The sequence below is a fragment of the Haloarcula sp. K1 genome (assembly GCF_001647155.1).
Lineage (GTDB): Archaea > Halobacteriota > Halobacteria > Halobacteriales > Haloarculaceae > Haloarcula > Haloarcula hispanica.
On sequence record NZ_LRHL01000004.1, the window covers coordinates 59,713 to 85,897 of the forward strand.

Genomic DNA, 26,185 nt, shown 5'->3' on the forward strand with positions numbered 1-26,185 from the left:
TTACCGCGGACACCTGTATATTCTCCCCCCGTAACCGCTAACTGTGCGCCCTCGAACATGACAGTATGACCGCCGATCCCCGCTGCCCTCACTGCTCGGAGAAAGTCAGTGCGACCGCGACGTGGTGTATGCACTGCGGCCGGGACTTCGAGAGCCCGGTCGATGCCGGAACCGGGACAACGGTCCTCGACGCTGGCGGCAGTCAAACCACGTCGGACCTCGAAGCGGCCCTTAACGCCGGCGACGTCGACGGTATCCAGAACGCACTCGCACAGAGCGACAACGGGCCGACACTCGTCGGTGTCGTACTCGCCGGTATCGCGCTGTTTACCCTCCCACTCGTCTCGCCTCCGGGTGCCGCGCTGTATCTCCTCGTCGTCGCCGGTGTCGGGGCAATTGCCGCGACACAGTCGACGTTCGACGCGGCGCTCAGAACCGGCGGGAAGGCACTCGCACTCGCTCCCTTCCTGCTGGTGTTTCTCGACGTGTTCCTCGGATATCTGTTCAGCGGAGCGGTAGCGACCAGTGCCACAGTTCTGTTCGGCCCGGCAATTTACGCCGGTCTGGTCATGTACGGCGTCCGCTGGTATCGTCGTCGCTGAGCGGTCTGCGGTGACCCGAACCCGAGTTGGCGTGCATCTCGACCAGCGTGTCGGCGACTTGCTTGACCGCTCTATCCGCGACGGCCGCTCGCTGGGCATCCGTGAGCGGGGTGTGGCGGCCCATGGACGAATGTGGTTATTCAACTGATAAATACTTCGTGGAAGGTACAACCGCCATCTGTGTCTTTTCCTCGTGAGCGGTCCGCTCTTCTCAGGCCGCACGCCGGTTCGCTTCGCCCGGTATCAAAACTACCATGCCTCCCGGATTCGAGTGGTCATCTACTACAGGTGGTTCTGTGACCGAAAAACGCGAATACAAAGACGACTATCAGGACAAGACGCTGTATCTTCCGGGGCCGACCGAGGTGCGCGAGGACGTTATCGAGGCGATGGCCGAACCGATGTTCGGCCACCGGATGGACCGGATGACGGACCTCTACACCACCATCGTCGAGGACACGAAGGAGTTCCTCGGCACCGACAACGACGTCATCGTGCTCACGGCGTCGGGCACGGAGTTCTGGGAGTCGACGACGCTCAACCTGGTTGAGGACAGCATGCTCGTGCCGACCTCCGGCGCGTTCAGCGAGCGCCAGGCCAACGTCGCAGAGCGCCTCGGCAAGGACGTCGACCGCATCGAGTACGACTGGGGCACGGCGGTCAAGCCCGGCGACATCCGTGACGCGCTCGAATCCGGTGACTACGACGCCGTCGGGGCCGTGATGAACGAGACCTCGACCGGCGTCCGGAACCCTATCGAGGAGATCGGCGACGTGGTCGCGGAGTACCCGGACACCTACTTCATCGTCGACGCGATTTCCTGCCTCGGCGGCGACCAGATCGACATCGAGGCACACGGCATCGACGCCATCTTCACGTCCACGCAGAAGGCCTTCGCCATGCCGCCGGGGCTCGCGGTCTGTGCCGTCAGCGACGCGGCCTACGAGCGGGAACTGGAGAAAGACTCGGCGTCGTGGTACGGCGGCTTCCAGCGCTGTCTGGACTACTACGACCGGAAGGGCCAGACCCACTCCACGCCGGCGATTCCGCTCATGCTCGCGTACCGCAAGCAGATGAAACACATGCTTGATGAGAGCCACGACGCCCGCGACCAGCGCCATCAGGAGATGGCCGAGTACACGCGCGAGTGGGCGCGCGAACACTTCGACCTCTACCCCGAGGAGGGCTACGAGTCCCAGACGGTGACCTGCATCGAGAACACGCAGGACATCAGCGTCGCCGAGACGGTCGAGGCCGTCTCCGAAGAATACGACATGGTGTTCTCCAGCGGCTACGGCGACATCAGCGAGGAGAGTTTCCGCATCGGGCACATGGGCGAACACACCGTCGAGAGTATCAAAGAACTAACCGCCGCAATCGAGGACGTCGCCGATCTGTAAATTGAGCAATAACCGACGGAGGCCGAGGCTATAGACCGATCTGGGGCGGTTCGCTTCTACCACTTGGCGTTTTCACAGTTTGATAATGCTGGGAAGACTATATTACTGCCGACTACTTTGATGTAGATAGACAAACCATATGAGTAAAAGCAACAGGCGGAGTAGGGACAGCGACTCCTCAACACCGATGAACGTGACCAGAAAACAGTTCGACTGGAGCGAGACGCGACCGAGCGCGGCAGTGACTGAGTACATCTCCGCCATGACCGGCCGGGGACAAACTGACTTCGCACCGCTGTACGAGACTGTCGACCCCGAAGCGCTCGACTCACTCGTCGCCTCCTCGAACCGCTCGACGCCTGTCAGTATCTCGTTTGAATATGCCGGTCACTCGGTCACTGTCCGAAGCGACGGGGAACTCGTTATCAAGGCACCAAGCGCAAGTATTGGCCGATAACTTTCGATTTGCAGAGTTTTTGCTCTTCCTCTCCTGCTTTCCCCTCATAGCGATTGTGCTTGTGCAGGATCGAAACTCCCAGTTCCGAATATCTATAAAAAAACCGTTTTTAGGCCTCGACACCCCAATTATCAGTGTTTGAATTCGAAAAGGTAGGCATAAGTCAGGAGGTCAGAAATTCGTACGTATGACTGGGACGAACGTGCGAGCGAGGGTTGTGACCCACTACAGCCGACGAATCGGGGTCGCAATCGGTGTGACGCTCGCAGTCACGCTCGCGTTCGGGGCTGTGTTTGCCGCGCACGCGGCAAATCAGGGGGCTGGACTCGCGGCCATTTCTGGGACGCTGTTCGTGGTAACGCTCAATCTCGGACTGCTCGCGATTGTTCTGGCCGGGAACGCGGCGGTCGAACTCCGGCGCCTGACCGACGCCGCGACAGCTATCGAGGACGGCGACCTTGAGACTAGTCCGGACGTCGACCGCGCGGACGAGTTCGGTCGCCTCGCATCGGCTTTTGACAGTATGCGCCGCTCTCTCAGCGACGCGTTCGACGAGTCCGAAACCGCACGTAAGGAGGCCGAACAGGCCAAGCAAGACGCACAGGCGGCGCGACAGGAGGCCGAGGAGTTCAACGAAACGCTCCTTGATCATGCGACGGACATCGGTGACGCAATGACGGCCGCGGCTGACGGCGATTTCACCCGAAGTCTCGACACAGACACCGGTGTCGATGCCGTCGAACGGATCTCGGTCGCCTACGAGGAGATGGCCGACGGCCTCTCGGAAACTGTCGTCGATATCCGGCAGTTCGCAACTGATGTTGAGGAAGCAAGCACGGCCGTCGCTGCCGACGCGACAGAGGTCGAGGAACTCAATCAGTCTCTTGCCGTCGATATCCGGGAACTGGCCGGCGATATCGAAGCACAGGCAACCCAGCTCGAAACGGCCATCGAAGAGACGAACGACCTGTCCGCGACCGTCGAAGAAGTCGCCTCGACGACTGACGAAGTCGCTCGACAGGCCGGGGAAGCCGCGAACGTAGGCGCGACCGGGACAGACCGGACGGCAGAGGCCATTGAGGCCATCGAAGGAATCGAAACCGCTGTGACCCACCTCGACGAGTTGGTGACTGACTTGGATGACCGCATGGACGACGTCGCGGCCACGACCGGGCTGATAGATGATATCGCCGAGCAGACGAATATGCTCGCACTGAACGCCAACATCGAGGCCTCACACGCCGGTGACGGCGGTGACGGGTTCGCTGTCGTCGCCGAGGAAGTCAAGACGCTCGCGGAGGAAACCCAGGCGGCGATCGACGAGATCGAGAGTATCGTTGAGGGGGCTCGCGGGGAAGTCGACGAGGTGGCCGACGAGATGGACCACACCAGAGAGCGCATCGACGCGGGCGTTACCACGGTCAATCAGGTCGGTGACGCCGTCGAGCGGTTGACTGACACTGTCGACGATGTCGACGCTGCGATGGCCGAGATCTCACGGGCGACCGACGACGGTGCCAGCGCGACCGAGGAACTGGCTGCGACTATCGACACCGTCGGCGAGGTCGCCAGCGACGTCGCCGAACAGTCCCACGACCTGGCCGATACGGCCCAGGAAACCGCCGAAACGATGAGTGCCGTCCGGCAGCGGGCAGAGGACCTCTCGACACGGACCCGAGAACTCATCGATCGACTCGATGCGTTCGAGACGCGGGCAGTCGGTCACGGTGGAACGGACGGGGCGACACCGACCGCCGGACAACAGCGCGTCGGGGGCGACGATGATTAGCGGGTCGGCCGTCTACGAGATCGCCGCGGTCCTGCTGGCCGTCGCGGCCGTCGTGCTCTCTGGGTGGCTCAGGCGCATTCCGTCGTCCCACCGACACTACTGCTACCCGGTGGTGGCCGTCGTCGGGATTTCGGCCGTGACGACCGCGCTGACGGCGGCCGGCGTCCTGTCAGTGCCCGGGTCCCAGCTCACTGTCCCGAACATCGTCGACGACTTCGTCGCGTACACGGTGCTGTGGACGCTCACGGTCGCGATAGCCGGGGCGTCCCGCCGAACGTTGGCTGTCGCCGCCGCCATCCCGGCGGTACAGGTCATCGCTTTCAACGGCGGGACGATCGTCGGCGGCGCTATCGGACTCGTCGGCTTTGGCGTCCTCGTTATCGGCCAGCTCCTGCTTGCGTACCTGTTACTCGGCCCAGTCTGGCGTCGTGCGGCCGACCTGCCCGACGACCAGCGGCTCCTGCACTGGAAGTCCCGGAACCTCCTGTTGTTCCTCATCGGGATGCTCATCGCCTACTCGTTGCTTGCGGTTGCGGACGTGTTCGACCCGTTCGTGTTGACCGTCATCAGCGAGTACATGGGGCTCCTGATCCGCGTCGGCTTCGCCGGGTTCCTGTTTGCCAACGTCGATGCTATCGCGGTCGACCGGACCGGCTTTGCCGACGTAGCATCGGAGTCGGCTGGCGCTCAGCGCGCTGGTTGACGAGGGCCGCTGTTGTTGGTATAACACTCTGCAATCCCAGACGGAGTTGCTTAGTGGTCGGCACCCAGAACAGACTGTAATGGCTGTAGCCGACGACGCTGATCTCGCGGACAACCCTTATGTCGAGGGACCCCCGACCGAGTTCGAGGACACAACGACTCTCGACGAAGCGACGGCCCGCGAGCAAGCCGACCAGTTGCGCGAGGCGCTCCGCTACCACGATTACCGGTACTACGTCGAGAACGACCCGGTCATCGGCGACCGGGCCTACGACGCGCTGTTTGCCCGGCTCCAGCGACTCGAATCGGCGTTCGACCTCGACACCGACGGCAGTCCGACCCAGCGCGTCGGTGGCGAGCCACTGGACGAACTCCCCGACGTCGAACACGTCGCCCGGATGGGCTCTATCGACCAGGGCGGCGAGGAAGCGGACGTACGGGAGTTCGACGAGCGGGTTCGCGACGGGCTGGGAACCGACGCCGTTCAGTACTTCTGCGAGCCGAAGTTCGACGGCCTCTCTATCGAGATCGTCTACGAGGACGGCGTCTATCAGCGCGCTGCGACCCGCGGCGACGGCGAGATCGGCGAGGACGTGACCGAGAACGTCCGGACCATCTCCAGTGTCCCCCAGCGGCTCCGCGGTGACTACCCCGACTTCCTGGCCGTCCGCGGCGAGGTGTACATCCCGCGGGACGCCTTCACGGCGTTCAACCGCGAGCGCGTCGAGCGCGGCGAGGACCCCTTCGCGAACCCCCGCAACGCCGCCGCCGGGACGCTCCGCCAGCTCGACCCGGCGGTGACCGCAGAACGCCCGCTGTCGGTGTTCTTCTTCGGCGTCCTTGACGCTTCGGTCAGCTTCGAGAGCCACAGCGAGATACACGAGCGGTTCCCCGAGTGGGGCCTCCGGGTGTGCCAGCGGACCGCTGTCGTCGACGACATCGACGCCGCCATCGACTACCGGACCGACCAGCAGCAGGCCCGCGACGACCTCGATTACGAGATCGACGGCGTCGTCATCAAAGTCGACGACATGGACGCCTGCGACGAACTCGGCTCGACCTCGCGCGCCCCGCGGTGGGCCTTCGCCTACAAGTTCCCGGCCCGCAAGGAGGAGACGACGGTGCGGGACATCGTCGTGCAGGTCGGCCGGACCGGCCGGCTCACCCCCGTCGCGCTGATGGACCCCGTCGAGGTCGGCGGCGTCACCGTCTCCCGCGCCTCGCTGCACAACCCCTCGCTCATCGCCGACCTCGGCGTCGACGTGGGCGACCGTGTCCGCATCAAGCGGGCCGGCGACGTCATCCCGGACGTCGTCGAAGTGCTCGACGACGACGGCGACGGCCACTTCGAGTTCCCGGACACCTGCCCAGCCTGTGACAGCCCGGTCGAGCGCGATGGCCCGATGGCGTTCTGCACCGGCGGCCTCACCTGCCCCGCCCAGCGCGAGCGCAGCGTCGAACATTACGCCAGCCGCGACGCGCTGGACATCGAGGGCCTGGGCGAGAAGGCCGTCCAGCAACTGCTGGACGCCGACCTCGTCTCGGACCCCGCGGACCTGTACGAACTCACCGTCGAGGACCTCACTGACCTGGAGGGCTGGGGCGAGACCAGCGCCCGGAACCTCGTCGAAGGGATGGACGACGCCCGCGAGCCGCCGCTTGCGAACTTCCTCGTCGCGCTGGGTATCCCCGAAGTGGGCACCGTCACCGCACGAAACCTCGCCCAGGAGTTCGGCACGTTCGAGGCGATACTGGATGCTGCCGACGAGGGCAACACCGACGCCTTCGAGGCCGTGCCCGACGTAGGTTCGACCGTCACGCGCTCAATCGTAGAGTTCTTCGAGGGCGAGGGGAACCGCGCCGTCATCGACCGTCTGCTCGACCACGTCGACCCGCAGGCCGCCGAAGAAACGGGCGGTGATGCACTGTCGGGCCAGACGTTCGTCTTCACCGGCTCGCTCGACGGCTACACCCGCAGCGACGCACAGGACCTAATCGAGCGCAACGGCGGGTCAGCGACGAGCAGTGTCTCCGGCAACACGGACTATCTGGTGCTTGGCGACAATCCCGGCCAGCGAAAACGCGATGACGCGGAAGAACACGACGTGGAAACGCTGAGCGAGCGAGCGTTTGAAGAGCTGTTGGAACAGCAGAACGTACTATAAATCAGCCCCATTGAATAGCTGGTAGCCAATAGCGAGCGGGACAATACACCAGGCTAAGAGTATAACGAATGCAAACGGATCAGAAAGATACCACGGGACAGCCCCTTCAAGGATATTGAATGCTTGTTGCTCCCTTCCTGCTGAAAGGATTCCGCCGCTTACCATTTGTGCACGCACTTGTGCAACTGTGGCCTCGGAGTTGGTAGTTGACTGAACTAACACCTGATACGCTCTCGTCGGGTTGAGAAGTTTCAGAAATAGCTCGATTTTTATGCTAGTCGCGGATGCAACATTTGCATGCTCTTGAAGAAGGCTTCCAGTACCCCTTGCAGCCCTTCCCCAGAGCGCAAAGAGATATAAGAAGATTCCCGCTGCTACCATAAGCGACCGTTTTGCGGTTGCGGTCGCGGCTGAGGCACCGAGAGAGAAACCGATGAATGTCAGGGCCAGCACTAGGGTTAATCCGTAGAGCTTACTATAGAACCCCAATGCAATATCACTGCCAGCCTCTGGAAGGAAAACGAGTATCTGCAACACAAATATGACTACCAGCGTCGTCGCAATTGAAAGGTACCTCCCAATCAACTTCCCTATAATTACATCTTTACGAGTATATGGGAGCGACATGAGGATCTTTAACGAACCGCGTTCGCGTTCTCCTGAAATCGCAGTGTAAGTAAACCCAATAGCGGCAATTGGGATGATAACAGAGAGAACTCGGGGAGACGTAACTACCAGATTAAGCACTCCAGAGGCTGCTTTAGCGTTACTCCCTAATGGGCTGTAGAGGGCAATAATCGGGAACAGTACGAGACCTGTAAGGAAAATTATGGCTAATACGAGTACTGCCCGCGTGCGAATCATGTCTGCGAACTCTTTTTTCACGATTGGGTACCAATCGGCGAATTCTGAGTTCTTGATGCTCGTATCGACGTCGCTTATGAAGCGCTTGACGGGGTTCTGCTCGGGACTCATGCGTCCACCTCCTGCTGACTCTGTTCTGTCTCGGTGTATGCGGCGAACACTTCGTCGAGTGATGCCTCCTCAGTGTCGAAGTTGGCGACCTCGTGGCCGTTCTTCTCGACGGCGTTGAGGACCGCCATCTTCGCGTCGCCGTCGCAGGTGACTGAGAGCGTATTTCCGTCCGCGGTCACCCCCGACACCGCATCGATTCCCTCGATTGCTGCAATCACGTCGTCAGTGCCATCGCCGTCGGCCAGCGTCACGCGGAGGACGGTGTCCCCGGCGGCGGCCTCGCGCAGCCCGGCGACGCTGTCTTTCGCGATGAGGCGGCCGTTCTGGAGGATACCGACCGTGTCACAGACGGCCTCGACCTGGCCGAGGATGTGACTGGAGAAGAAGACAGTCGCGCCGCGCTCGTTCTCCTCGCGGATGATCTCACGCATCAGCCGTGCGCCGTTCGGGTCGAGCCCAGTCGTCGGCTCGTCGAGGATGAGGAGGTCGGGCTCGCCGACGATGGCCATTGCGAGCACAAGCCGCTGTTGCATCCCCTTGGAGTAGCCGCCGGCCTTGCGGTCGATGGCGTCGGCGATGCCGACCCGTTCGGCCAGTTCGTCGGCATCGGCGTCGGCGTCTTTCGATTCGATGACAAAGGAGAGGTGCTGGCGACCGGTGAGCCGGTCGTACACGTCGTAGCCTTCGGGGAGGACTCCAGTGCGGGCACGGATTCGCTTCGGTTCTTCGTGGATGTCGTGGCCGAGCACCGTCGCCGACCCGTCGGTCGCGCGGACGAAATCCAGGAGGATGTTGATCGTCGTCGACTTCCCGGCCCCGTTCGGGCCGAGGAAGCCGAAGATTTCGCCCTCCTCGACGGTGAGGTCGACCCCTTGCAGCGCGGTGAGACTCCCGAACTGCTTGGTGACGCCATCCAGTTCTATCGCTGCCATACGGCCGGTTTGTGACGGCCGCCTGTATAGTCTTTCGTGTTCCAGTTATCACGCAAGAAAGTCAGAACGCGGCTACACACCGTCTCAGGGTCGGTTATACCTCAGCGTCGGGGTCGTGGCGCTCGGCCATCCGCTGGGCCTCCGTGGCGTAGCGCTCCCGCGTCTCCTCGTCGGTTACGGGTTCGAGCTTGTCGACCTCGACATCCGTCGCTGCCGTAATCCGTTTCCGTCTGAGCAGGTTCGGCGAGAGCTGCTTGGTCAGGTGGCGGTCGCCCTCTGGGGGCGCGTAGATGAGCGTCACCATCCGCTCGTCGCCGAAACTGGAGCGTTCGACCAGCCAGCACTGGACCGTCTCCTCGTCGTCGGTCATTGCTGTGTCGTTTGCGGGCCGGCGGTTTATATCTTACAACGCTCCAGACCGCCGTCACCGGGTCACGTTCAGCCCTTGCTCAATGTCCGCGGTGAACTCCTCGTCGATGTCGACCGCAGTCCCGGCGTTCCGGACCGTATTCGTCGCGACCACGCCCGCGTTGCCCGACCGGAGTCGGATGCCGGCCGCTGAGGCGTTGCTGACCGTGTTGCCCGTGATGGTGAAACTGTACGGTCGCTCTGCACTCCGTGCGTCGGTGTTGTCCGCATCCGCTGGGACCGTTCGCGCAAGGATGCCAACCGGACAGTTGTCGACCTGATTACCCGAAATAGTGATGTCGGACGACCGGGCTTTGGGGGTCCCGGCTACCTCGTCCCGGAGGTGGGTCTGCTTGTACTCGATTTCGATGCCCGCCTCGCCGCCAGGGTCGGGTGCGAACTCCGTCAGGTCCTGACAGACGTTCCCGACAATGGTTCCGCGCTGGGCCGGCGAGCAGGCGATGAGGCTGTGGCCGCCGTCGACGGTGACGTTACCGATGACGGCGAAGTTCGCGACGTTATACGGCGCGATGTTATTGAACTTCACGCCGACGACGCGGTTCCCGGCGATGACCACATCGCTGGACTGCCGGAGGTCGCGGTCGCTGCCGGTCGGTGCGGCCCGGCTGGTGATACCGTACCAGTTCGGATTGACGACCTCGTTGTGCCCGACCATCACGCCGGTACACCGCGTGAACGACAGCGCCATCTGGAAACCGTTCACTGTGCGGTTGCGAGCGATGTAGACGCCGTCGCACTGATCGGCCTGAATGGCTTGGTTGTTCAGCTGTGTCCCGTTGGCGTCGAACTCGATGTCGGTGACGGCGACGTTGTCACCGCGCACGCGAACGAGGTCGTGGCCGGCCGGCAGCGGGTTCGACTGGGACTCGGACGGTGCGGGGTCCTCGCCCGTTCCCGTCTGTGACGCAACGAACCGGGTTCCCTGCTGTCCGGTCAGTGTGGTGTTGTCGCCCATCGTCGCCGGCTCGCCAAATCGGAAAGTATCGGCGCTCGCGATAACGGCCCCGCCGCTGTCCGGCACGTTGTCGAATGCATACTGGAACGCCTCATCGGCAGTACCGCCGGTCGAGAACGCGACGCTGCCGCTGCCGTCAAGCACCAGATACTCCGTACCGTTGCCGTTCCCGTTCGACTGGCCGGCTCCCGTCGTGACGACGTACACTGCCCCTGTCCCCGATAGTCCAGCGCCCGTCTGTGCCTGCCCGGTTCCGCTGAACAGTCCGATGCCCGCTACGGCACCGATACTCGACAGAACGGACCGTCGTGACGCGCCCCAGTCCGACTGTCGCGACCCAGTACTAGCTCCATTTGTGTCAACAGTCATTCAAGTATGGCTGCCCGGCCGCTCGCAATAACCGCTTATAATAGCAGTCTGACCCGTACGTACTCGTCCATACCTGAACTGTCAGTCCTACATAGCTGGCAAATCTCCGGGAGTGCGGTTGGTGGCGACACGGGTTTCCAATCACCGGAACGCGACGCCAGGCCTCACCGTCCCCGCCGCTGACAGCAGATTTATGCCGACAGCGACGGGACAGTACGACAATCCGACGTGGGCTCCGACGACTCGCCGTTCGACGATGTATCGGCAGACCGGGACTACCTCCGTGTCCTCCTCACTGCCGTGTGTGTCGTTGCCGTGGTGTTGGCGACGGCGACGCTCCCGATTCTGGCACCCGGTGGGACACAGAGCCCGATGGAGTCTCTTATTCCGCTCCCGCAGGAGAACCCCTTCGGGTCAGCAGGGGGCACCTCGACCGGCGGCAGCGGCGGGCAACTCGGTGCGCTGAACCCGGGAAGCCAGACCAGCGTTGGCGGCTCGCTCGATAGTGGCGACAGCGGCGACAGCCCGTACCAGTCACAGGACACGGAGCCACATTTCACCGTCACGAGTTCGGAACCGGCGTACTGGCGGACCGGCGCGTACGAAACCTACACCGGCACGGGGTGGGACGGGCGTGCGGAACTGCAGGCCTACGAGGGGCCGATGGCGGTCGACGGGATGTCCGACACGACAGTCGACTACGAGGTGCGACTGGCCAAGCCCGCCACGTCGCTGCCGACCGTCTGGCGGCCGAAATCCGTCTCGCGCGACGACGTAATGGTTACCGAGTACGGCGCGGTCACCTCCGAGCGACCGCTGCCTGCCGGGACGACCTACAGCGCGACCAGCGTCACGCCGCCCGACGACCCGGAAGTGCTGCGGACGAGTGGCCGCGACTACCCTGCGGACATCGAATCACGCTACACGAGCGTGCCGGCGTCAACCTCGGCGCAGGTGGGCCCGTTCACCGACCGGCTGACCGAAGACAGCGACTCGCCCTATCAGACCGCGGCGACCATCGAGCAGTGGCTAGAGGCGAACAAGAACTACTCGCTGAACGTCAGCCAGCCGCCCGAGGACGACGTGGCCTCGGAGTTCATCTTCCAGATGGACAAGGGGTACTGCGAGTATTTCGCCACGTCGATGGTGGTGATGCTGCGGAGTCAGGACATCCCGGCGCGCTACGTCGTCGGCTACTCGACTGGCGAGCGGACCGGCCAGAACCAGTACACTGTTCGCGGGATGAACGCCCACGCGTGGGTCGAGGTGTACTTCGAGGGCGTCGGCTGGGTGAAGTTTGACCCAACGCCGGGACAGGAGCGCCTTGCGTCCGAACAGCAGGCGATGCAAAACAGCAGTCAGGACTACAGCGCCGCGGAGTCCGGAAGCCCCGACGAGGAGTTCGCCGTCGGGACGCCGGCGGGCGAGCCACAGACCGAGACCCCGACCGACGGAGGTGGACAGGAGTCTGGCGGTGACGAAACTGAGGGCACTGAGACCGGTGCAGACGGGACCGGTGACAGCGACGGAACTGGCGACTCGGGCGACGGACAGACGGTCTCGCAGTCCGGTGAGTTCATCGTCGAACTCAATCGGACGGCGACGCCGGGCGCGGCGGTGGCCGCGACGGTAACCCGCGACGGCGCACCGGTCGAAGGCGCGACGGTCTCGTTCAACGGTGAGCCGGTCGGAACGACGGGGCCGGCCGGCACCGTTTCCGGGACGGTCCCCTACGAAGCCGAACTGACGATTACTGTCGATGTAGCCAGCGATGCGGACCCACTCATCGCTCCGTCGGTCCCGCGTGACAGCACTCGTGCTTTCGCTGTGACCGGCCCGCAGACCCAGCAGTCGACGAACGCGAGCTACGAACTGAACACGAACGCGTCGGTGAGCATCACCGGCCAACAGGTCACCGGCGGCGAGGTGACCGTCACCGCGACCGTCGACGGCGTGCCGGTGCGGGACGGCGACGTGCTGCTCGACGGCGAGCAGGTGGCGACGACGGACCGACAGGGGCGGGCAACGGTCACGCTCCCGACCGAGCCGGGCAACGCCTCGATTGCCGTCGAGCGCGACGCTGTCAGCGGGAACACGACCGTCGTGCTCGAACAGCTCTCCGTGGCAACGTCGCCGTCGCTCCCGCTGGCCTTGCCCGTCGCTGGCCAGACGGTGAACGCGACGATGGGCGGAGACCCGGTCACGAACGCGACAGTCGCCGTCGGCGGGGAGCCGACAGCACGGACCGGCGCGGCCGGTCAGGCAACGGTCGGGATGCCGTTTGCGGCCAGCGCCGAAATTTCCGTTTCGAAGTACGGCCAGACGGCCACGACGACGGTCGGTGGCCTGCTCGTCAACGCCGCGGGCGTCGTGCTCGCTCTCGGTGTTCTCGTCGCTGGGACGGTCATCGGTGCTCGTCGGAGAAACGTCACGCCGGGGACGGTATGGGGCTGGGTTCGGGCCGCACGCGAACTCGCCGTCGGGGCGCTCGTCGGCATCGCGGTGATGGCCGATGACTTACTGGGCCGTTTCCGAACACGACTCGAACTCACTGTCACGGCGCTCCGTGACCTGCTCGCCGGCCACCGGTCGCCAGCGGCGCTGCTCGACGCGTTGCGAGCGTGGATTTCTGAACGCTTTGCAGCGGCCGAAGACGCAGCCAGCGATGCGGTGGCGGCTGTCTCTACGACTGAATCAAACGGGGACAACGGAACGCCCGCCGCCCGCGTCACCATCCGCGAGGCGTGGACGCGCTTCCTGACCCACGTTTCCCTCCGGCGGTACTGGACGCGGACACCCGGCGAAATCGCGACCCATGCCATCGAACGGGACGGCCTCCCGCCGGCCGCGGTTCGGACGGTCCGGGACGCGTTCCGGGCGGTCGAGTACGGTCAGCGAGACCCACAGGAGCACGTCGCGGCCGTCGAGGACGCGATTCGGACTATCGAGGCGGCCGCCGGACAGCAGTCCAGTGCGACCGACGGCACTGACGACGGGACGGAGGGGCGGCCCTGATGCGCCTGCGAACGGTCGTTTTCGGAACTGTGGGGCTGCTGGCGACCGGGGTCGCGGCCTCTCTCGTTTTCGCGCCGACGGCCGCCGGCGAGTCCCTGGTCGCCGTGTTCGGCAGTGTTGCCCCGACGACCGCCCTCCTCGCCGGGAGCCTGACCGTCGGGCTCTGTGCGGTCCTTGCCGGCTGGCTCGGTGGGCTCCTCGGCGGTGGCTCCCCGACCGCCTTCGACGTGGCCATCGACAGCCCGCCGGAAGACGTGACGGCCACGGAGAGTCGGCTGTTCGCCGCCGACATCGACGCGGCCATCGACGACGCGGTTGCGGGCGACGACGAGGCGATGGACACGGTCACCGAGCGACTCGCCGCGGCGGCGACGACGGCCTACGCTGTCGGCAGCAGTGTCTCGCAGGCGTCCGCCCACCAGGCAGTACGCGCAGGGACGTGGACCGACGACGCCGTCGCGGCGGCACTCCTTTCCCCGACAGAGCCGCAGTCGCTGCTGGCCCGACTCCGGCTGTGGCTCGACCCGGAGAGCGAGCGCCGCCGCCGCATCCGCCGGACGGTCGACGCTATCGAGCGGGTGTCGGGGGGTGGGCGCTGACGATGCATCGCCGCGTGCGGCGCTGGAGCGGCGGCCTCGCGGCCGCGCTGTTTCTCGTCAGCGTCTCGCTTTTGACAGCCGAGCCGCTGTTGCTCGCGGCGACCGCAATCCCCCTCATCTACGTCGCCTACGGCGCGTTGTCGCGGATGCCGACGGGAACCGACTTGCAGGCGGCACGGTCCGTCTCCGACGCCCAGCCGACGCCCGGCGAACCGGTCGAGGTCGAATTCACTGTGACCAATACGGGCAGCAGTTCGCTGACCGACGTGCGGGTCATCGACGGCGTGCCCGAGGAACTGGCTGTCGTCGAGGGGTCGCCGCGGCTCTGTACCTCACTGCGGCCCGACGAGAGCGTGACGCTGTCATACGCGGTGATGGCCAAGCGCGGGACCTACACGTTCGACGCCGCCGCGGTGCGGGTACGGACGCTGTCGGCCAGCGATGAAGTGACCGTCGACTTGCCCGTGGCCGGCGACGGGTCGCTGACGTGCTCGAACACCGTCTCAGAGGTGCCGATGGCCGACGCCACGCTCCCACGGGCGGGAACGCTTCCCACCGATACTGGCGGGAGCGGCCTTGAGTTCCACTCGACCCGAAGCTACCAGTCCGGGGACCCGGTCAACCGCATCGACTGGCGGCGCTACGCAAAGACCGACGAGCTGACGACCATCGACTACCGGGAGGAACAGGCCGTCAGAACGGTGCTGGTCGTCGACGCGCGGCCGCCGGCCCGCGTGACACCGGAGCCTGGCTTCCCGACCGGAGCCGAACTGTCGGCCTACGCCGCCGAGCGCCTGTTCGATGCCCTCTCCCGGACCAGCGTCGTCGCGAGCGTCTGTGCCGTCGGACTGGCCCCCGAGGACGTCCCCGGCGGGCTCGGCCCCGACGGACTGGCGTGGGTCGACGCCTCGGGTGGCCACGCGGCCGCCCACGCGAGACAGATATTCGATAGCGTGGGTCGCGCCGCGGCCCGACAGTCGGACACCGACGCGGCCGGTGACGCTGGCGCGTCCGAGGACGAGTCCCCACAGCAGCCTCACAGGGGCGACGCGCAGGTGACGACGGCCGACGGCGGGACCATCGAGGACCCGGGCCTGCTCGCCGTGCTCGCTCGGCTCCCGCCGACCGCGCAGGTAGTCGTGTTTTCGCCGGCCGCCGACGATTGGCCCGTCTCGCTGGTGTCGTCGCTCGCGGTCCGTGACTATCCGACGACGCTCGTGAGTCCGTCGCTGGCCCGCGGGGACTCGCTCGGCGCGGCCGTCGCCGGCACCGAACGCACTGCTCGGCTCCAGCGGGCCGAACTGTCCGGCGCGACCGTCATCGACTGGGACCTCGACAGCCCCATCGACGTGGCGCTCCGTGCCTCGCTCGCGGACCTGTTCAGCGTGTAACTATGGACGACACAATCTCGCTCCCGACCCGGATGCCCTGGACCAGCCTCGTGACCGTCGTCGGCGTGACGGCGCTGCTGGTCGCGGGACTGCTGGGAACCGTTTCCGCCGACCGGGCCGCGCTCGTCGGTGTGGCCACCGGCGTCTTGCTGGCGCTGTCGCTGTGGCTGAGCGGCTGGGATCACTGGCAGGCGGTCGGGACGGTTCTGGCCAGCGCCCTCGCGCTGCCGGTCGCCGTCGGGCTCATGGTCGCCACCGGCGGCACGGTCGCCTCGCTCGGTGCCGAACTGTTTCCCGTCTCCTCGCAGACTGGCGTCCGCCCGGCGGTCGTTACACTGCTGTCGCAGGTGGTCGTCGTCCTCGGCTGCCTGACCGCCGTCTTCGGTGCGACCGCGGCCACCCGCGGCGTCGTCGACACTGAGCGGGTTGGGGCCTACGGCGGCCTCGTCGTGCGGACGACCGCCGTTCCGTTCGCTGTTGCCCTCGTGCTGTTCACGCGAGGGGCCGTCGACTTCCTGCAGTCCAACACCGGGACGCCGGGCGTCCAGCAACTGACCGGCGAACTCCTCACTCGGGTGCTGGGACCGATTTTCGACCCGGTTCCGGGGCGAACGCATATCGCCATTTTCAGTCTGTTGCTCGCCCTCGCCGCGGCGGCGCTGGCTCACGGGCTCGACGCCTTGCCGCTGGCCGAACTCGTCCCGGAAACGAGCGACGCACCCGATATCGACAGGGCCGTCGCCGCCGCCGAGCGAACGCTCCGGTGGACGGGCCGACTCGCCTTGCTGGTCGCTCCGGTTGCCGGCCTGTTCGAACTGGGCCTCGGCCAGGAATCCATGGCCGAACTACTCCCTGTCGGGCTGTACGACCTGCTCGTCACAGTCACGGCCGCGCCGGGCCTCCGCGGCCTCCTCTGGTGGCTGTTCCTCAGTGGGACGGCCGTCTCGGTGGCTGTCTGGTTCCTCCGGCGGACGGTCCAGAGTTCGGCCGACCGCGTCGGGACCGTTCTCGCACCGTACGTCGGCGGGGGCGTCATCACGCTCGCCGCGGTGGTGGTCGCGGGGCCGGCAGTCGATGCCATCGAAACGGCGCTCCGGGCGACGCCGGCCGCGGCGGCCGTCGAACAGTTCTTCGTTCCGATACTGGACGTGTACGGCCCCGAGACCGTCACGCTGTCACTGGCCGTCGTGGCGCTGTTTACCGTCGTCGGCGCAATTGGACAGCTGTGGCTGGCGCTGGCGACGAATTATCTGCGTGAGCGGACGGCCGGTGTCACGCTCGCCGCGGCCGGCCTGTTCGGTGCGAGCGCGTTCGCCGCGACGCTTGACACCTCGACGTGGCTGGTGCTTGCGGGGCTGGTCGGTGCGGTCGTCGTCTGGGATGCCGGTTCCTTCGGGACGACGCTGGGACACGAGGTCGGCACCGGGGCCGCGACGCGCCGCACCGAACTCGTCCACACCGGCGGAACCGTCGCGGTCGGCGGCGTCGGCGCGGCGGCGACGCTGGGTCTGGCCGGCGTCGCCCGGGGTTCCGTCGCTGTCGAGCCGTCGGTCGCCGTGGCTGGTCTCGTGGTCTGTCTCGTCGCCGTGCTGGCACTCGTGGGTGCGATACGGTAGGGCGCACCGAACAATCCATTGTGGTGTGGTGACAAGCAAGCAGTATGACCGACCGGTCCCCGCTGGAGCGAGCCAGAGACAACGTGACGGAACTCGCCTCTCTGGCGGTCACCGGGTTCTGGCTCGTTGCTCTCCTCACCGGGCAGGAGTGGTGGCTCGTGGCGCTGCTCGTCGGCTACGTCGTGGTCGTTCCGCTGACCGAACTGCTGTACGGCGATGCGGACGAGGAGGTGGAAGATATCGAGGAAGCGGACCCAGCACCGTCGAGCGATACTGGCGACGAAACACCGCTGGAGCGTCTGCGCTGCCGGTACGCCGAGGGGAAGCTGACCGACGAGCAGTTCGAGCGGAAACTGGAGCGGCTGCTGGAGACGGAGACGCTGGAGGACGTCGAGGACGCGACTCGGGACGAGCGGGAACGGGAGTTCGAGCGGAGCTGAGTGTGAGTAGCGTCGCCGGTCGGTGTCGTTCTCACGCCGAGCGGGTGCCGGGCATCGACTTCCTCGGCGAAAGCGATGGGTTCCGCCGCCTATGAGTCAGTGGGCGGCCATCGAGGACAGGACGTTGAGGCAGTACACGCCGGCGACGATGAGCGTGATTCCGACGACGCCGACGGGGTCGACCGGTTCGTCGAACACGACGGTTCCGATGGCCGCGACACCGACGATACCCAGGGCGGCCCACGTCCCGTAGACGACGCCGATGGGGAGCTCCTCCAGGGTCAGCGAGACGAGGTAGAACGCCACACCGTAGCCAAGGACGACGCCGAGGCTGGGAACGGGCTTCGAGAACCCCTCTGAGAGCTTGAGCGCGGTCGTTCCGAGCAGTTCCGAGGCGATTGCGGCCCCGAGTAACACGTACGGATTCATAGTGAGAACGCCGGCCGGCGGTGGGATGAACGTACTGAAACGCCCCGCCACTTTCGGTGTGTTTCGGCCGCTCGGCGGCCCTGGCGGCGCTTCCGGTGGCAGGGAACCCACGTCGGGGGCGCTCCTCGCGCCGGCCGCACCCGCGTCGAGTCCGGTCCTGTGGACCTTTGTACCGGCCGCTCGACCACCCGACGATGACCGAACTGGCCGAACTCGGGCTCTCGAACTACGAGGAGACGGCGTATCGGACGCTGCTAGTGACCGGTGCGGTGTCCGCGAGCGACCTCTCCGACGCGAGCGGCGTCCCCCGGGGGCGGATCTACGACGTGCTCAACGGCCTCGAAGCCCGCGGGATAGTCCGGACCCAGTCGACTGACCCGACGCGGTACACCCCCGTCGACCCGGAGACGGTCGTCGACAGGCTGCTCTCGGAGCGGACCCGCGAACTGGCATCGGAGTTCGATCGGTACCGGTCCGTCGCCGCGTCCGTCAGGGCGGACCTCCTGCCCGCGCCGCCCGTCGACAGCAGTTTCTGGCTCGGATCGCTCGGAAGCGAGGAGATGCGGGCGGCGATGAGCCGGCACGTCAGGACCGCCCGAGAGCACGTCCGGGCGACCGTCGGTCCGCCGTACGAGCGCGCGTCGTGGGAGACGCTCCAGACCGAGGTCGACGCGTTCCTCGACGGTGTGGGCGAGGACGTGCGGGTCGACCTGCTCTGTAGCGAGGCGGTACTCGACGTGCTTCCCGAGTCGCTCCCCGACCTGCTCGCCGACCGCAACGCGGCGGTCCGGGCGGTGCCGACGGTCGGGGTCTCCTTCGACGTGATCGACGCCGCGGCGGTGACGGTCGACGTTCCGGATCCGCTCTCGCCCGCCGACAGGCTCGGCGTGGTCGGGATCACCGATTCGGAGGTCGCGGCGGCGTTCGAGGCCCGCTTCGAGCGACTGTGGGTCGAGGCGGAGCCGTTGCTGGGGCGGTAATCCGGAACCGACTGACGGCCCCCCGTCTCAGCGGCCAGGGTTGACTGCAGGCACCTCGACGCGGTCCAGCACATCATCGACGACCGTCGACGGGTCGACGCCGCGGACGCCCGCGTCGGCGGTCAGGACGAGTCGGTGGGCGAACGCCTCCCCGACGACGCTTTTCACGTCGTCCGGGACGGCGTAGTCGCGGCCGTCGAGGACCGCGGCGGCGCGAGTCGCCTCGAACAGTCGCTGAATACCACGCGGGGAGACGCCGACGTCCACGCGGTCGTCCTCGCGGGTGGCCCGGCCGAGTTCGACGACGTAGTCCCGGAGCGTGCCGTCGACGGTGACTGATTCGACAGTCCGCTGGAGCGCCGGCAGGCGCTCGCCGTCGATGACGCTGGTGACGCTCGGGGCCTGTGCCGTCCGGTCGGCCCGCCGGTCGATGAGTTCCCGCTCGCCGCCGAAGTCGGGATAGCCCATCGACGTCTTGACGATGAAGCGGTCCCGCTGGGCCTCGGGCAGGCCGAAGGTCCCCTCCTGTTCGACGGGGTTCTGCGTGGCGATGACGAAGAACGGCTCGGGGAGGTCGTGGGTCACGCCGTCGACGGTCACCTGCTTCTCGCCCATTGCTTCGAGCAGTGCGGCCTGCGTCTTGGGCGGTGCGCGGTTGATTTCATCGGCCAGCACGACGTTGGCGAAGACGGGGCCAGGCTGGAAGTCGAACTCGCCGGTGGCCTCGTTGAACACGTTCGAGCCGGTGATGTCGGACGGCAGCAGGTCCGGCGTGAACTGCACCCGCTTGAAGGAGAGATCGAGCGCCGTCGCGAACGACTGGGCGGTGAGCGTCTTCCCCGTGCCGGGTACGTCTTCCAGCAGGACGTGCCCCCGGGCGAGAACCCCGGTCATGACGGTTTCGAGGAAGTGGTCGTCGGCGATGACGGCACTGCCGACCGCGTCGAGGATCTGTCGGCTGGTTCGTCCGGCAGTGTCGTGGTCCATACCGGCGTGTAGACAGCCACCGACAAATACCCTCTCCCTCGGGTCCACCGGTCGGCGTACCGATACCATGCCATCTTATCACAATAAGAGAGTATTGCCGTAACTCTGAGTTATAGATAGCTAGGGATATATGCATACTGCACATGACCAACGACTACGGATTCGGGACGCGCTGTGTCCACGCCGGCCAGGAGGAGCCGGACCCGGCGACGGGGGCTCGCGCGCCGCCCATCTATCAGACCTCGTCGTACGTCTTCGAGGACGCCGACACTGCAGCCGACCGGTACGCGCTGGAGGACGACGGCAACGTCTACTCGCGGTTCGACAACCCTACTGTCCGGATGCTCGAAAACCGCATCGCCTCCCTCGAAAACGCCGTCGACGCCGTCGCGACGGGGTCGGGGATGGCCGCGCTCGACGCCGGGACGTTCGTCCTCGCGGCCAACGGCGACAACATCGTGACGGCCTCCTCTATCTATGGCGGCACGCATTCGTACTTCTCGAAGGCCGCCAGCCGGCGGGGCATCGAGACGCGGTTCGTCGACACGCTCGACCCGGACGCCTACGCCGCGGCCATCGACGAGGACACGGCCTACGTCCACTTCGAGACCATCGGGAACCCCTCGCTCGTGGTCCCGCCGATGGAAGACATCGCCGAGGTGGCTCACGACCACGGCGTCCCCGTCTTCGTCGACAACACGTTCGGGACGCCGGCGCTCTGTAACCCGCTTGACCACGGCGTGGACCTCCTCTGGGAGTCGACGACGAAGTGGATCCACGGCTCCGGAACGACCGTCGGCGGCGTCCTCGTCGACGGTGGCTCGTTCCCCTGGGACGAGTACCCCGAGAAGTTCCCGGAACTGGGCGGCGAGAACGAGGCCTTCGGCAAGAACTTCACCGAGGCATTCGGCGACCGCGCCTTCTCCGTCGCCGCCCGCCAGCGCGCCCTCCGTTCGCTGGGCGACGGCCAGAAACCGTTCGACGCCTGGGCGACGCTTCAGGGGGTCGAGACGCTCTCCCTGCGGATGGAGCGCCACTGCGAGAACGCGATGACCGTCGCACAGCACCTCGACGACCACCCCGATGTCGCCTGGGTCACCTATCCCGGACTGGAGAGTCACGAGACCCACGACTTGGCACAGCAGTACCTCTCCGGTGGGTTCGGCGGCATCGTCACGTTCGGGCTGGAAGCCGGCTACGATGCCGGTCGACGGTTCTGCGAGGAGACGGACCTCGCCCAGTTCCTTGCGAACATCGGCGATGCCAAGACGCTGGTCATCCACCCGGCTTCGACTACCCACGCCCAGCTCAGTGAGGAAGAGCAACGCGCCAGCGGCGTGACGCCGGACCTCCTCCGGTTCAGCGTCGGCATCGAAGACCCCGAAGACATCATCGCGGACATCGACGACACAATCGAGCGAATCACATGAACGTCGAACACAACACAGTCTCGCTGGGCGAGTTCGAGTTCGACTGCGGCGAGACGATTCCGGATCTCGAAATCACCTACGAGGCCTACGGGGAGTTCGACGGCGACAACGCGGTGCTGGTCTGTCACGCGCTGACCGGTAGCGCCCACGTCGCGGGCCGCGACCGGGTCGACAGCGCCGACCAGGCCCGCGCCTGGTGGGACGACATCGTCGGCCCGGGCAAGGCCATCGATACCACGGAGTACTACGTCGTCTGTGCGAACGTGCCCGGCTCGTGCTACGGGTCGACGGGGCCAAAAAGCGAGAACCCGGAGACGGGCGAGCCCTACGGCACCGACTTCCCGCCGGTCACTGTCACGGACTGGACTGAGGCCCAGCGCGCGCTGCTCGACGAACTCGGGATTCCCCACCTCCACGCGGTCGTCGGCGGCAGCGTCGGCGGCATGAACGTCATCGAGTGGGCCAAGCGCCACCCGGACCACGTCGACCGCATCGTTCCCATCGCCGCGGCCGCGCGACTGGACACACAGTGCCTCTCGCTCGACGCCATCGCCCGACGGGCCATCACGACCGACCCGAACTGGAACCAGGGCCACTACTACGGCGAGGACCAGGACCCGCCCAGCGACGGGCTGGCGCTGGCCCGCCAACTGGGCCATGTGATGTACCTCTCGAAGGCGTCGATGGAGCGCCGCTTCGGCCGCCGCGCCGCCGGCCGGGACGCCGTCCGCACGTTCCCCACCGACGCCGCGGGCGCGTTCTTCCCGTACCGCGACGTGGAGTCGTACCTCGATTACAACGCCGAGAAGTTCACCGAGCGCTTCGACGCCAATAGCTACCTCTACCTGACGCGGGCGATGGACAACTACGACCTCGCCGCCGGGTTCGAGTCCGACGCGGACGCGCTGGCGGCGTTCGACGGCGACGCGCTGGTGATGTCCTTTACCGCCGACTGGCACTTCACCACCCAGCAGGCGGAGGCGCTGGCCGACTCGCTCCGGGCGGCCGACGCGAACGTCGCCCACCACGTCATCGACTCCGACCACGGCCACGACGCGTTCCTCGTCGAACCAGACAACGTTGGGCCGCCGCTCGCGGACTTCCTCGACGACGGCGTCGCGGGCAAGGCCGTCACCGACTCCGTGGTCGAGGACAGCCAGGAGAGTGACTTCGCACCCGTCCACAACAGCCTGTTCTCGCAGTAGCGACGCGAGTGCCGTTCGCCGACAGGCGGGTTCGCTGGCCCCGATTCGGCTCGTCAATCATGCATATTCTGTCTTACGGTAGCATTTAACATATTTCGGAACGACTAGCTCTATGTATGGCTGACATGACCACGAACATCGAAAGCGAGGAGTATTCGTTCGGCCAGACGGTGTACGACGAGGACGGGGACGCACTCGGGACCATCCGCGGGTTCGACGAACACGGCTTCTACGTCACGGTCGAGGACGGCATCGAGTCGCTGTCGAGCGAGCATCTCAGCGCCGGGGCCGCGGGCGAGGCCGAACTGATGTGGCGCTGCTGGGAATGCGGCGAGATGGGCCAGATAGAGGACATCCCCGACGAATGCCCGTCCTGTAACGCGCCCAAGGAAGACATCTACTACTGGCAGGAGGACTGAGGCGACGCCCGCGTGACAGGCCGGGCTTACGCCCGCTCGAATCGCTCGGCGACGGCCGGTCCGACTGACTCCCGCACGGTCTCGACGGCCGACGGCGGGAGCGAGAACCGAAGTGTCGTCCAGTCGAGTTCGAGAACCGCGTGCCCGTCCGCATCACCGAGGACTACGTACACCAGCGTCCCCCCGTAGACGCGCGCCAGCGCGTCGAACGTTTCTGCCGTCATCGGCACCGTTCCGGTCGTGTGGGTGTCGGTAGCCGACACGTCGGTGTGGCCCGCGAGCGTCTCGACAGCGAACCGTTCGTGTTGGGGGGTGTCTCGCCGGCCGACACCGAGGTGGACAAACGCCTTTTCCGAGGACCGCGGTGACGCGTCCAGCACCGCCGCGAGCACGTCCAGCCCGACCGCTTCGTCCGGGTCGGACAGTTCGAACCGACGCCTGGTTTCGTCTTCCGGCCAGGTCGGTCCCGGTTCGACGCCGCCGCCGATGCCCTCCCACGCCGTGACGATTGTCTCGGTCAGCCGGTCGATACCGATCTCGTCGATGGCCCGAACTACCGCCTCGGCGTCGTCGGAGTCGCCCATGGCCGCTCGTTCGTTGCTCCCGGTCAAGTGCGTGCTGATTCCGGCACGCCGGTGGTAGGTTTTTGTTCGGGCCGTCCCTGCTCGTCGGTATGGATATCGTCGTCGTCGGGGCCGGAAGCCTCGGCAGCCTCGTCGGTGGCTTGCTCGCCCGCGAACACGACGTGACGCTCGTGGGCCGCGAGCCACACGCCGGCAGCGTTAGCGAGAACGGTCTGTCGGTGGTGGGAACCGAGGAGTTCCGGGTCCGTCCGGGCGCACAGACGACGATTCCACAGCGTGCCGACCTCGCGCTGGTGACGGTCAAGGCCTACGACACCGCCGCCGTTGCAGCGGACCTCGCGGACTGCACGCTCGACGCTTGCCTCTCGCTCCAGAATGGGATGGGCAACGAGGAGCGGTTAGCCGCCGAACTCGACTGTCCGGTGCTGGCGGGGACGTGTTCCTACGGCGCGCGGCTCAGGGAACCGGGCACCGTGGCGTTCACCGGCCGCGGCGACATCGTACTCGGGGACCGCAACGGCGGCCGGTCCGCAACCGCCGACGACGTCGGGGCGGCGTTCCGTGCGGCCGGTATCGAGACAACCGTCGCAGCGGATATGCCGACCCGCCTCTGGGAGAAACTCGCGGTCAACGCCGGTATCAACGCTGTGACCGCGCTCGCCCGCGTGGCGAACGGCGCGCTGGCCGACTCGCCGGCCGACAACATCGCGGCGGACGCTGTACGGGAAACGGCCGCTGTCGCCCGGGAGCAGGGCATCGACCTCCCCGACGAGCGTGCGGTGTCGCTCGTCGAGCGTGTGGTCGACGACACCGCCGCCAACCATTCGTCGATGTATCAGGACATCTCGGCCGGTCAGCAAACCGAAATAGATGCCATCAACGGCTATGTCGCCGAGACTGCGACCGAGCGGGTCCCGGTCAACGAGACGCTTGCCGGGCTCGTCCGTACGTGGGAGCGACACCGCGAGCGGTAGGTTCTGGAATCACACAACGACTATATACACGTCTCCTATGTGTATCTCACATGACTCCACAGACCGACGGAGCGCGGCTCGACGCGCCGCGTAGTGCTCCCAGCGGGACTGCTTCGTGTACTACAGCGAGGGGACCACTGGCATGACAGCCGACGACGCGGCCGGGAACCGCATCGTCGACTACGAACTGTTCGAGGTGCCGCCCCGGTGGCTCTTCCTTCGACTGGAGACGGCCGACGGTACTGTTGGCTGGGGCGAACCCGTCGTCGAGGGACGGGCCCACACCGTGCGTGCGGCTGTCGAGGAACTGCTCGACAGCTATCTCGTCGGCGAAAACCCCGAGAACATTCAGGATCACTGGCAGGCAATGTACCGCGGTGGCTTCTACCGCGGCGGCCCGGTCCTGATGTCTGCCATCGCCGGCATCGACCAGGCGCTGTGGGACATCAAGGGCAAGCAACTCGGCGCGCCGGTCCACCAGCTACTGGGCGGGCAGGCCCGGGACCGGATTCGGGTGTACCAGTGGATCGGCGGTGACGAGCCCTCCGACGTGGCGAACGCCGCTCGGGAACAGGTCGACGCCGGGTTCACAGCGCTGAAGATGAACGCAACGCCCGAAATCGAGCGCGTCGATAACCCGGCCACGGTCGAGGCCGCCGCGACGCGACTCCGGGAGGTCAGGGAGGCCGTTGGCCCGGAGGTCGACATCGGCGTCGACTTCCACGGCCGCGTCACGAAGCCAATGGTCAAGCGCCTGGCGTCCGCGATGGAGCCCTACGAACCGATGTTCATCGAGGAACCGGTGTTGCCCGAACACAACGACGCGCTGCCGGCGCTTGCGGCTCACACCGACATTCCGATTGCGACCGGCGAGCGGATGTATTCGCGCTGGGACTACAAGGCGGTGTTCGAGGACGGGGCCGTCGACGTGATCCAGCCGGACCTCTCCCACGCCGGCGGCATCACCGAGGTGTACAAGATCGCGTCGATGGCCGAGGCCTACGACGTGGCGATGGCCCCGCACTGCCCGCTCGGCCCGGTCGCGCTGGCGTCCTGTGTTCAGGTCGACGCCTGCTCGCCCAACGCTCTCATCCAGGAGCAGAGCATCGACATCCACTACAACGAAACCACCGACGTGCTGGACTACCTTGCCGACCCGTCGGTGTTCGACTACGAGGACGGGTTCGTCACTGTCCCCACCGACCCCGGACTGGCTATCGACATCGACGAGGCGTTCCTCCGGGAGCAGTCCCAGCAGGACGTCGACTGGCACAACCCCGTCTGGCGACACGACGACGGCAGCGTCGCCGAGTGGTAGCTCGGCGGCTCCCCATCGGTAAC

General features: G+C 66.0%; 25 protein-coding genes. 17 read left to right on the forward strand and 8 right to left on the reverse strand.

From position 1 onward, the window contains the following. Window positions 1-128 precede the first annotated feature (128 nt). Entirely contained in the window at window positions 129-602 is a 474-nt protein-coding gene (locus tag AV929_RS02180; RefSeq protein ID WP_050007531.1) for a hypothetical protein, read from the forward strand. On the opposite strand, the gene AV929_RS21640 is transcribed toward AV929_RS02180, so the two are convergent. Continuing rightward, on the reverse strand, window positions 568-726 hold the full coding sequence (locus AV929_RS21640) for a hypothetical protein (RefSeq protein ID WP_154020793.1): 159 nt from the start codon (window positions 724-726) through the stop codon (window positions 568-570). The two genes, AV929_RS02180 and AV929_RS21640, sit on opposite strands and share 35 nt — an antisense overlap. A 172-nt stretch (window positions 727-898) precedes the next feature. Here AV929_RS21640 and AV929_RS02185 point away from each other — a divergent pair, with 172 nt between their 5' ends. The 5 genes from AV929_RS02185 (at window position 899) to ligA (ending at window position 7,115) form a co-directional block, all read left to right on the forward strand. After that, window positions 899-2,002 (forward strand): alanine--glyoxylate aminotransferase family protein, encoded by a 1,104-nt coding sequence (locus tag AV929_RS02185; RefSeq protein WP_064287302.1) that lies wholly within the window; start codon window positions 899-901, stop codon window positions 2,000-2,002. A gap of 187 nt (window positions 2,003-2,189) precedes the next feature. Then, a complete protein-coding gene (locus AV929_RS02190; protein WP_064287304.1) occupies window positions 2,190-2,459 on the forward strand; it encodes a HalOD1 output domain-containing protein in 270 nt (89 codons plus the stop codon). A 187-nt stretch (window positions 2,460-2,646) separates the two neighbouring features. Then, window positions 2,647-4,248, forward strand: coding sequence for a methyl-accepting chemotaxis protein (locus AV929_RS02195; protein ID WP_014039302.1), 1,602 nt, complete (start codon window positions 2,647-2,649; stop codon window positions 4,246-4,248). Beyond that, window positions 4,241-4,951, forward strand: a complete 711-nt coding sequence (locus AV929_RS02200) for a bacteriorhodopsin (RefSeq protein WP_064287306.1) — start codon at window positions 4,241-4,243, stop codon at window positions 4,949-4,951. Before AV929_RS02195 ends, AV929_RS02200 begins: the two co-directional genes overlap by 8 nt. A gap of 79 nt (window positions 4,952-5,030) precedes the next feature. Continuing rightward, complete coding sequence (gene ligA / locus AV929_RS02205) at window positions 5,031-7,115, forward strand: NAD-dependent DNA ligase LigA (RefSeq protein WP_064287308.1); 2,085 nt, start codon at window positions 5,031-5,033, stop codon at window positions 7,113-7,115. Here ligA and AV929_RS02210 read toward each other — a convergent pair. The 4 genes from AV929_RS02210 to AV929_RS02225 all read right to left on the reverse strand — a co-directional run bounded on the left by AV929_RS02210 (window position 7,110) and on the right by AV929_RS02225 (window position 10,775). Further along, complete coding sequence (locus AV929_RS02210) at window positions 7,110-8,090, reverse strand: ABC transporter permease (RefSeq protein ID WP_050037446.1); 981 nt, start codon at window positions 8,088-8,090, stop codon at window positions 7,110-7,112. The genes ligA and AV929_RS02210 overlap by 6 nt on opposite strands. Continuing rightward, a complete protein-coding gene (locus tag AV929_RS02215) occupies window positions 8,087-9,022 on the reverse strand; it encodes an ABC transporter ATP-binding protein (protein WP_050037447.1) in 936 nt (311 codons plus the stop codon). Before AV929_RS02215 ends, AV929_RS02210 begins: the two co-directional genes overlap by 4 nt. A gap of 94 nt (window positions 9,023-9,116) precedes the next feature. Further along, window positions 9,117-9,392, reverse strand: coding sequence for a hypothetical protein (locus AV929_RS02220; RefSeq protein WP_008311289.1), 276 nt, complete (start codon window positions 9,390-9,392; stop codon window positions 9,117-9,119). A gap of 54 nt (window positions 9,393-9,446) precedes the next feature. Next, window positions 9,447-10,775, reverse strand: coding sequence for a right-handed parallel beta-helix repeat-containing protein (locus AV929_RS02225; RefSeq protein WP_064287310.1), 1,329 nt, complete (start codon window positions 10,773-10,775; stop codon window positions 9,447-9,449). 228 nt (window positions 10,776-11,003) lie between these two features. Here AV929_RS02225 and AV929_RS02230 point away from each other — a divergent pair, with 228 nt between their 5' ends. From AV929_RS02230 to AV929_RS02250, 5 genes are read left to right on the forward strand one after another with little or no spacing between them, the layout of a single operon-like run. Further along, window positions 11,004-13,790: a transglutaminaseTgpA domain-containing protein gene (locus AV929_RS02230; protein ID WP_064287312.1), complete on the forward strand. Its 2,787-nt coding sequence runs from the start codon at window positions 11,004-11,006 to the stop codon at window positions 13,788-13,790. Continuing rightward, window positions 13,790-14,389 (forward strand): hypothetical protein, encoded by a 600-nt coding sequence (locus AV929_RS02235; RefSeq protein WP_064287314.1) that lies wholly within the window; start codon window positions 13,790-13,792, stop codon window positions 14,387-14,389. The genes AV929_RS02230 and AV929_RS02235 overlap by 1 nt, the downstream gene beginning before the upstream one ends. Window positions 14,390-14,391: 2 nt before the next feature. Beyond that, on the forward strand, window positions 14,392-15,780 hold the full coding sequence (locus tag AV929_RS02240; RefSeq protein ID WP_064287316.1) for a DUF58 domain-containing protein: 1,389 nt from the start codon (window positions 14,392-14,394) through the stop codon (window positions 15,778-15,780). Window positions 15,781-15,782: 2 nt separating this feature from the next. Continuing rightward, entirely contained in the window at window positions 15,783-17,396 is a 1,614-nt protein-coding gene (locus tag AV929_RS02245; RefSeq protein ID WP_064287318.1) for a hypothetical protein, read from the forward strand. A gap of 44 nt (window positions 17,397-17,440) precedes the next feature. After that, the gene (locus AV929_RS02250) at window positions 17,441-17,836 is read left to right on the forward strand and encodes a hypothetical protein (protein WP_014039314.1); all 396 of its coding nucleotides are present in this window, start codon (window positions 17,441-17,443) and stop codon (window positions 17,834-17,836) included. 96 nt (window positions 17,837-17,932) lie between these two features. Here the strand turns inward: AV929_RS02250 and AV929_RS02255 are convergent, their stop codons facing one another. After that, window positions 17,933-18,265, reverse strand: coding sequence for a multidrug efflux SMR transporter (locus AV929_RS02255; protein ID WP_014039315.1), 333 nt, complete (start codon window positions 18,263-18,265; stop codon window positions 17,933-17,935). Between the two features lie 194 nt (window positions 18,266-18,459). Between AV929_RS02255 and AV929_RS02260 the strand changes: the two genes are divergently transcribed. Then, window positions 18,460-19,245 carry a TrmB family transcriptional regulator gene (locus AV929_RS02260; RefSeq protein ID WP_044951617.1) on the forward strand — a complete coding sequence of 262 codons (786 nt, stop codon included), beginning with the start codon at window positions 18,460-18,462 and terminating at the stop codon, window positions 19,243-19,245. Between the two features lie 27 nt (window positions 19,246-19,272). Here AV929_RS02260 and AV929_RS02265 read toward each other — a convergent pair whose 3' ends face one another. Then, window positions 19,273-20,232, reverse strand: a complete 960-nt coding sequence (locus AV929_RS02265; RefSeq protein WP_050007727.1) for a MoxR family ATPase — start codon at window positions 20,230-20,232, stop codon at window positions 19,273-19,275. A 143-nt stretch (window positions 20,233-20,375) separates the two neighbouring features. Here AV929_RS02265 and AV929_RS02270 point away from each other — a divergent pair, with 143 nt between their 5' ends. From AV929_RS02270 to AV929_RS02280, 3 genes are all read left to right on the forward strand, one after another. Continuing rightward, window positions 20,376-21,662: an O-acetylhomoserine aminocarboxypropyltransferase/cysteine synthase family protein gene (locus tag AV929_RS02270; protein ID WP_064287320.1), complete on the forward strand. Its 1,287-nt coding sequence runs from the start codon at window positions 20,376-20,378 to the stop codon at window positions 21,660-21,662. Continuing rightward, window positions 21,659-22,867 (forward strand): homoserine O-acetyltransferase, encoded by a 1,209-nt coding sequence (gene metX / locus AV929_RS02275; RefSeq protein ID WP_050007728.1) that lies wholly within the window; start codon window positions 21,659-21,661, stop codon window positions 22,865-22,867. The genes AV929_RS02270 and metX overlap by 4 nt, the downstream gene beginning before the upstream one ends. Before the next feature lie 116 nt (window positions 22,868-22,983). Further along, on the forward strand, window positions 22,984-23,286 hold the full coding sequence (locus tag AV929_RS02280) for a rubredoxin-like domain-containing protein (protein ID WP_008311270.1): 303 nt from the start codon (window positions 22,984-22,986) through the stop codon (window positions 23,284-23,286). 26 nt (window positions 23,287-23,312) lie between these two features. Here the strand turns inward: AV929_RS02280 and AV929_RS02285 are convergent, their stop codons facing one another. Then, window positions 23,313-23,870, reverse strand: a complete 558-nt coding sequence (locus AV929_RS02285) for a hypothetical protein (RefSeq protein WP_064287322.1) — start codon at window positions 23,868-23,870, stop codon at window positions 23,313-23,315. A gap of 89 nt (window positions 23,871-23,959) precedes the next feature. On the opposite strand from AV929_RS02285, the gene AV929_RS02290 reads away from it, so the two are divergent. Together AV929_RS02290 and dgoD are read left to right on the forward strand one after the other, a co-directional pair. Beyond that, the gene (locus AV929_RS02290; RefSeq protein WP_044951620.1) at window positions 23,960-24,844 is read left to right on the forward strand and encodes a ketopantoate reductase family protein; all 885 of its coding nucleotides are present in this window, start codon (window positions 23,960-23,962) and stop codon (window positions 24,842-24,844) included. A 142-nt stretch (window positions 24,845-24,986) separates the two neighbouring features. After that, entirely contained in the window at window positions 24,987-26,162 is a 1,176-nt protein-coding gene (gene dgoD, locus AV929_RS02295) for a galactonate dehydratase (protein WP_064287324.1), read from the forward strand. Window positions 26,163-26,185 lie beyond the last annotated feature (23 nt).

Coding starts and splice junctions, on each gene's coding strand:
- AV929_RS02195 (WP_014039302.1), top strand. CDS start 2,647: ATGACTGGGACGAACGTGCGAGCGAGGGTTGTGACCCACTACAGCCGA.
- AV929_RS21640 (WP_154020793.1), bottom strand. CDS start 726: ATGGGCCGCCACACCCCGCTCACGGATGCCCAGCGAGCGGCCGTCGCG.
- AV929_RS02190 (WP_064287304.1), top strand. CDS start 2,190: ATGAACGTGACCAGAAAACAGTTCGACTGGAGCGAGACGCGACCGAGC.
- dgoD (WP_064287324.1), top strand. CDS start 24,987: ATGACAGCCGACGACGCGGCCGGGAACCGCATCGTCGACTACGAACTG.
- AV929_RS02290 (WP_044951620.1), top strand. CDS start 23,960: ATGGATATCGTCGTCGTCGGGGCCGGAAGCCTCGGCAGCCTCGTCGGT.
- AV929_RS02260 (WP_044951617.1), top strand. CDS start 18,460: ATGACCGAACTGGCCGAACTCGGGCTCTCGAACTACGAGGAGACGGCG.
- AV929_RS02280 (WP_008311270.1), top strand. CDS start 22,984: ATGGCTGACATGACCACGAACATCGAAAGCGAGGAGTATTCGTTCGGC.
- AV929_RS02245 (WP_064287318.1), top strand. CDS start 15,783: ATGGACGACACAATCTCGCTCCCGACCCGGATGCCCTGGACCAGCCTC.
- AV929_RS02265 (WP_050007727.1), bottom strand. CDS start 20,232: ATGGACCACGACACTGCCGGACGAACCAGCCGACAGATCCTCGACGCG.
- AV929_RS02215 (WP_050037447.1), bottom strand. CDS start 9,022: ATGGCAGCGATAGAACTGGATGGCGTCACCAAGCAGTTCGGGAGTCTC.
- metX (WP_050007728.1), top strand. CDS start 21,659: ATGAACGTCGAACACAACACAGTCTCGCTGGGCGAGTTCGAGTTCGAC.
- AV929_RS02220 (WP_008311289.1), bottom strand. CDS start 9,392: ATGACCGACGACGAGGAGACGGTCCAGTGCTGGCTGGTCGAACGCTCC.
- AV929_RS02250 (WP_014039314.1), top strand. CDS start 17,441: ATGACCGACCGGTCCCCGCTGGAGCGAGCCAGAGACAACGTGACGGAA.
- AV929_RS02225 (WP_064287310.1), bottom strand. CDS start 10,775: ATGACTGTTGACACAAATGGAGCTAGTACTGGGTCGCGACAGTCGGAC.
- AV929_RS02240 (WP_064287316.1), top strand. CDS start 14,392: ATGCATCGCCGCGTGCGGCGCTGGAGCGGCGGCCTCGCGGCCGCGCTG.
- AV929_RS02180 (WP_050007531.1), top strand. CDS start 129: ATGCACTGCGGCCGGGACTTCGAGAGCCCGGTCGATGCCGGAACCGGG.
- AV929_RS02235 (WP_064287314.1), top strand. CDS start 13,790: ATGCGCCTGCGAACGGTCGTTTTCGGAACTGTGGGGCTGCTGGCGACC.
- ligA (WP_064287308.1), top strand. CDS start 5,031: ATGGCTGTAGCCGACGACGCTGATCTCGCGGACAACCCTTATGTCGAG.
- AV929_RS02285 (WP_064287322.1), bottom strand. CDS start 23,870: ATGGGCGACTCCGACGACGCCGAGGCGGTAGTTCGGGCCATCGACGAG.
- AV929_RS02200 (WP_064287306.1), top strand. CDS start 4,241: ATGATTAGCGGGTCGGCCGTCTACGAGATCGCCGCGGTCCTGCTGGCC.
- AV929_RS02255 (WP_014039315.1), bottom strand. CDS start 18,265: ATGAATCCGTACGTGTTACTCGGGGCCGCAATCGCCTCGGAACTGCTC.
- AV929_RS02270 (WP_064287320.1), top strand. CDS start 20,376: ATGACCAACGACTACGGATTCGGGACGCGCTGTGTCCACGCCGGCCAG.
- AV929_RS02210 (WP_050037446.1), bottom strand. CDS start 8,090: ATGAGTCCCGAGCAGAACCCCGTCAAGCGCTTCATAAGCGACGTCGAT.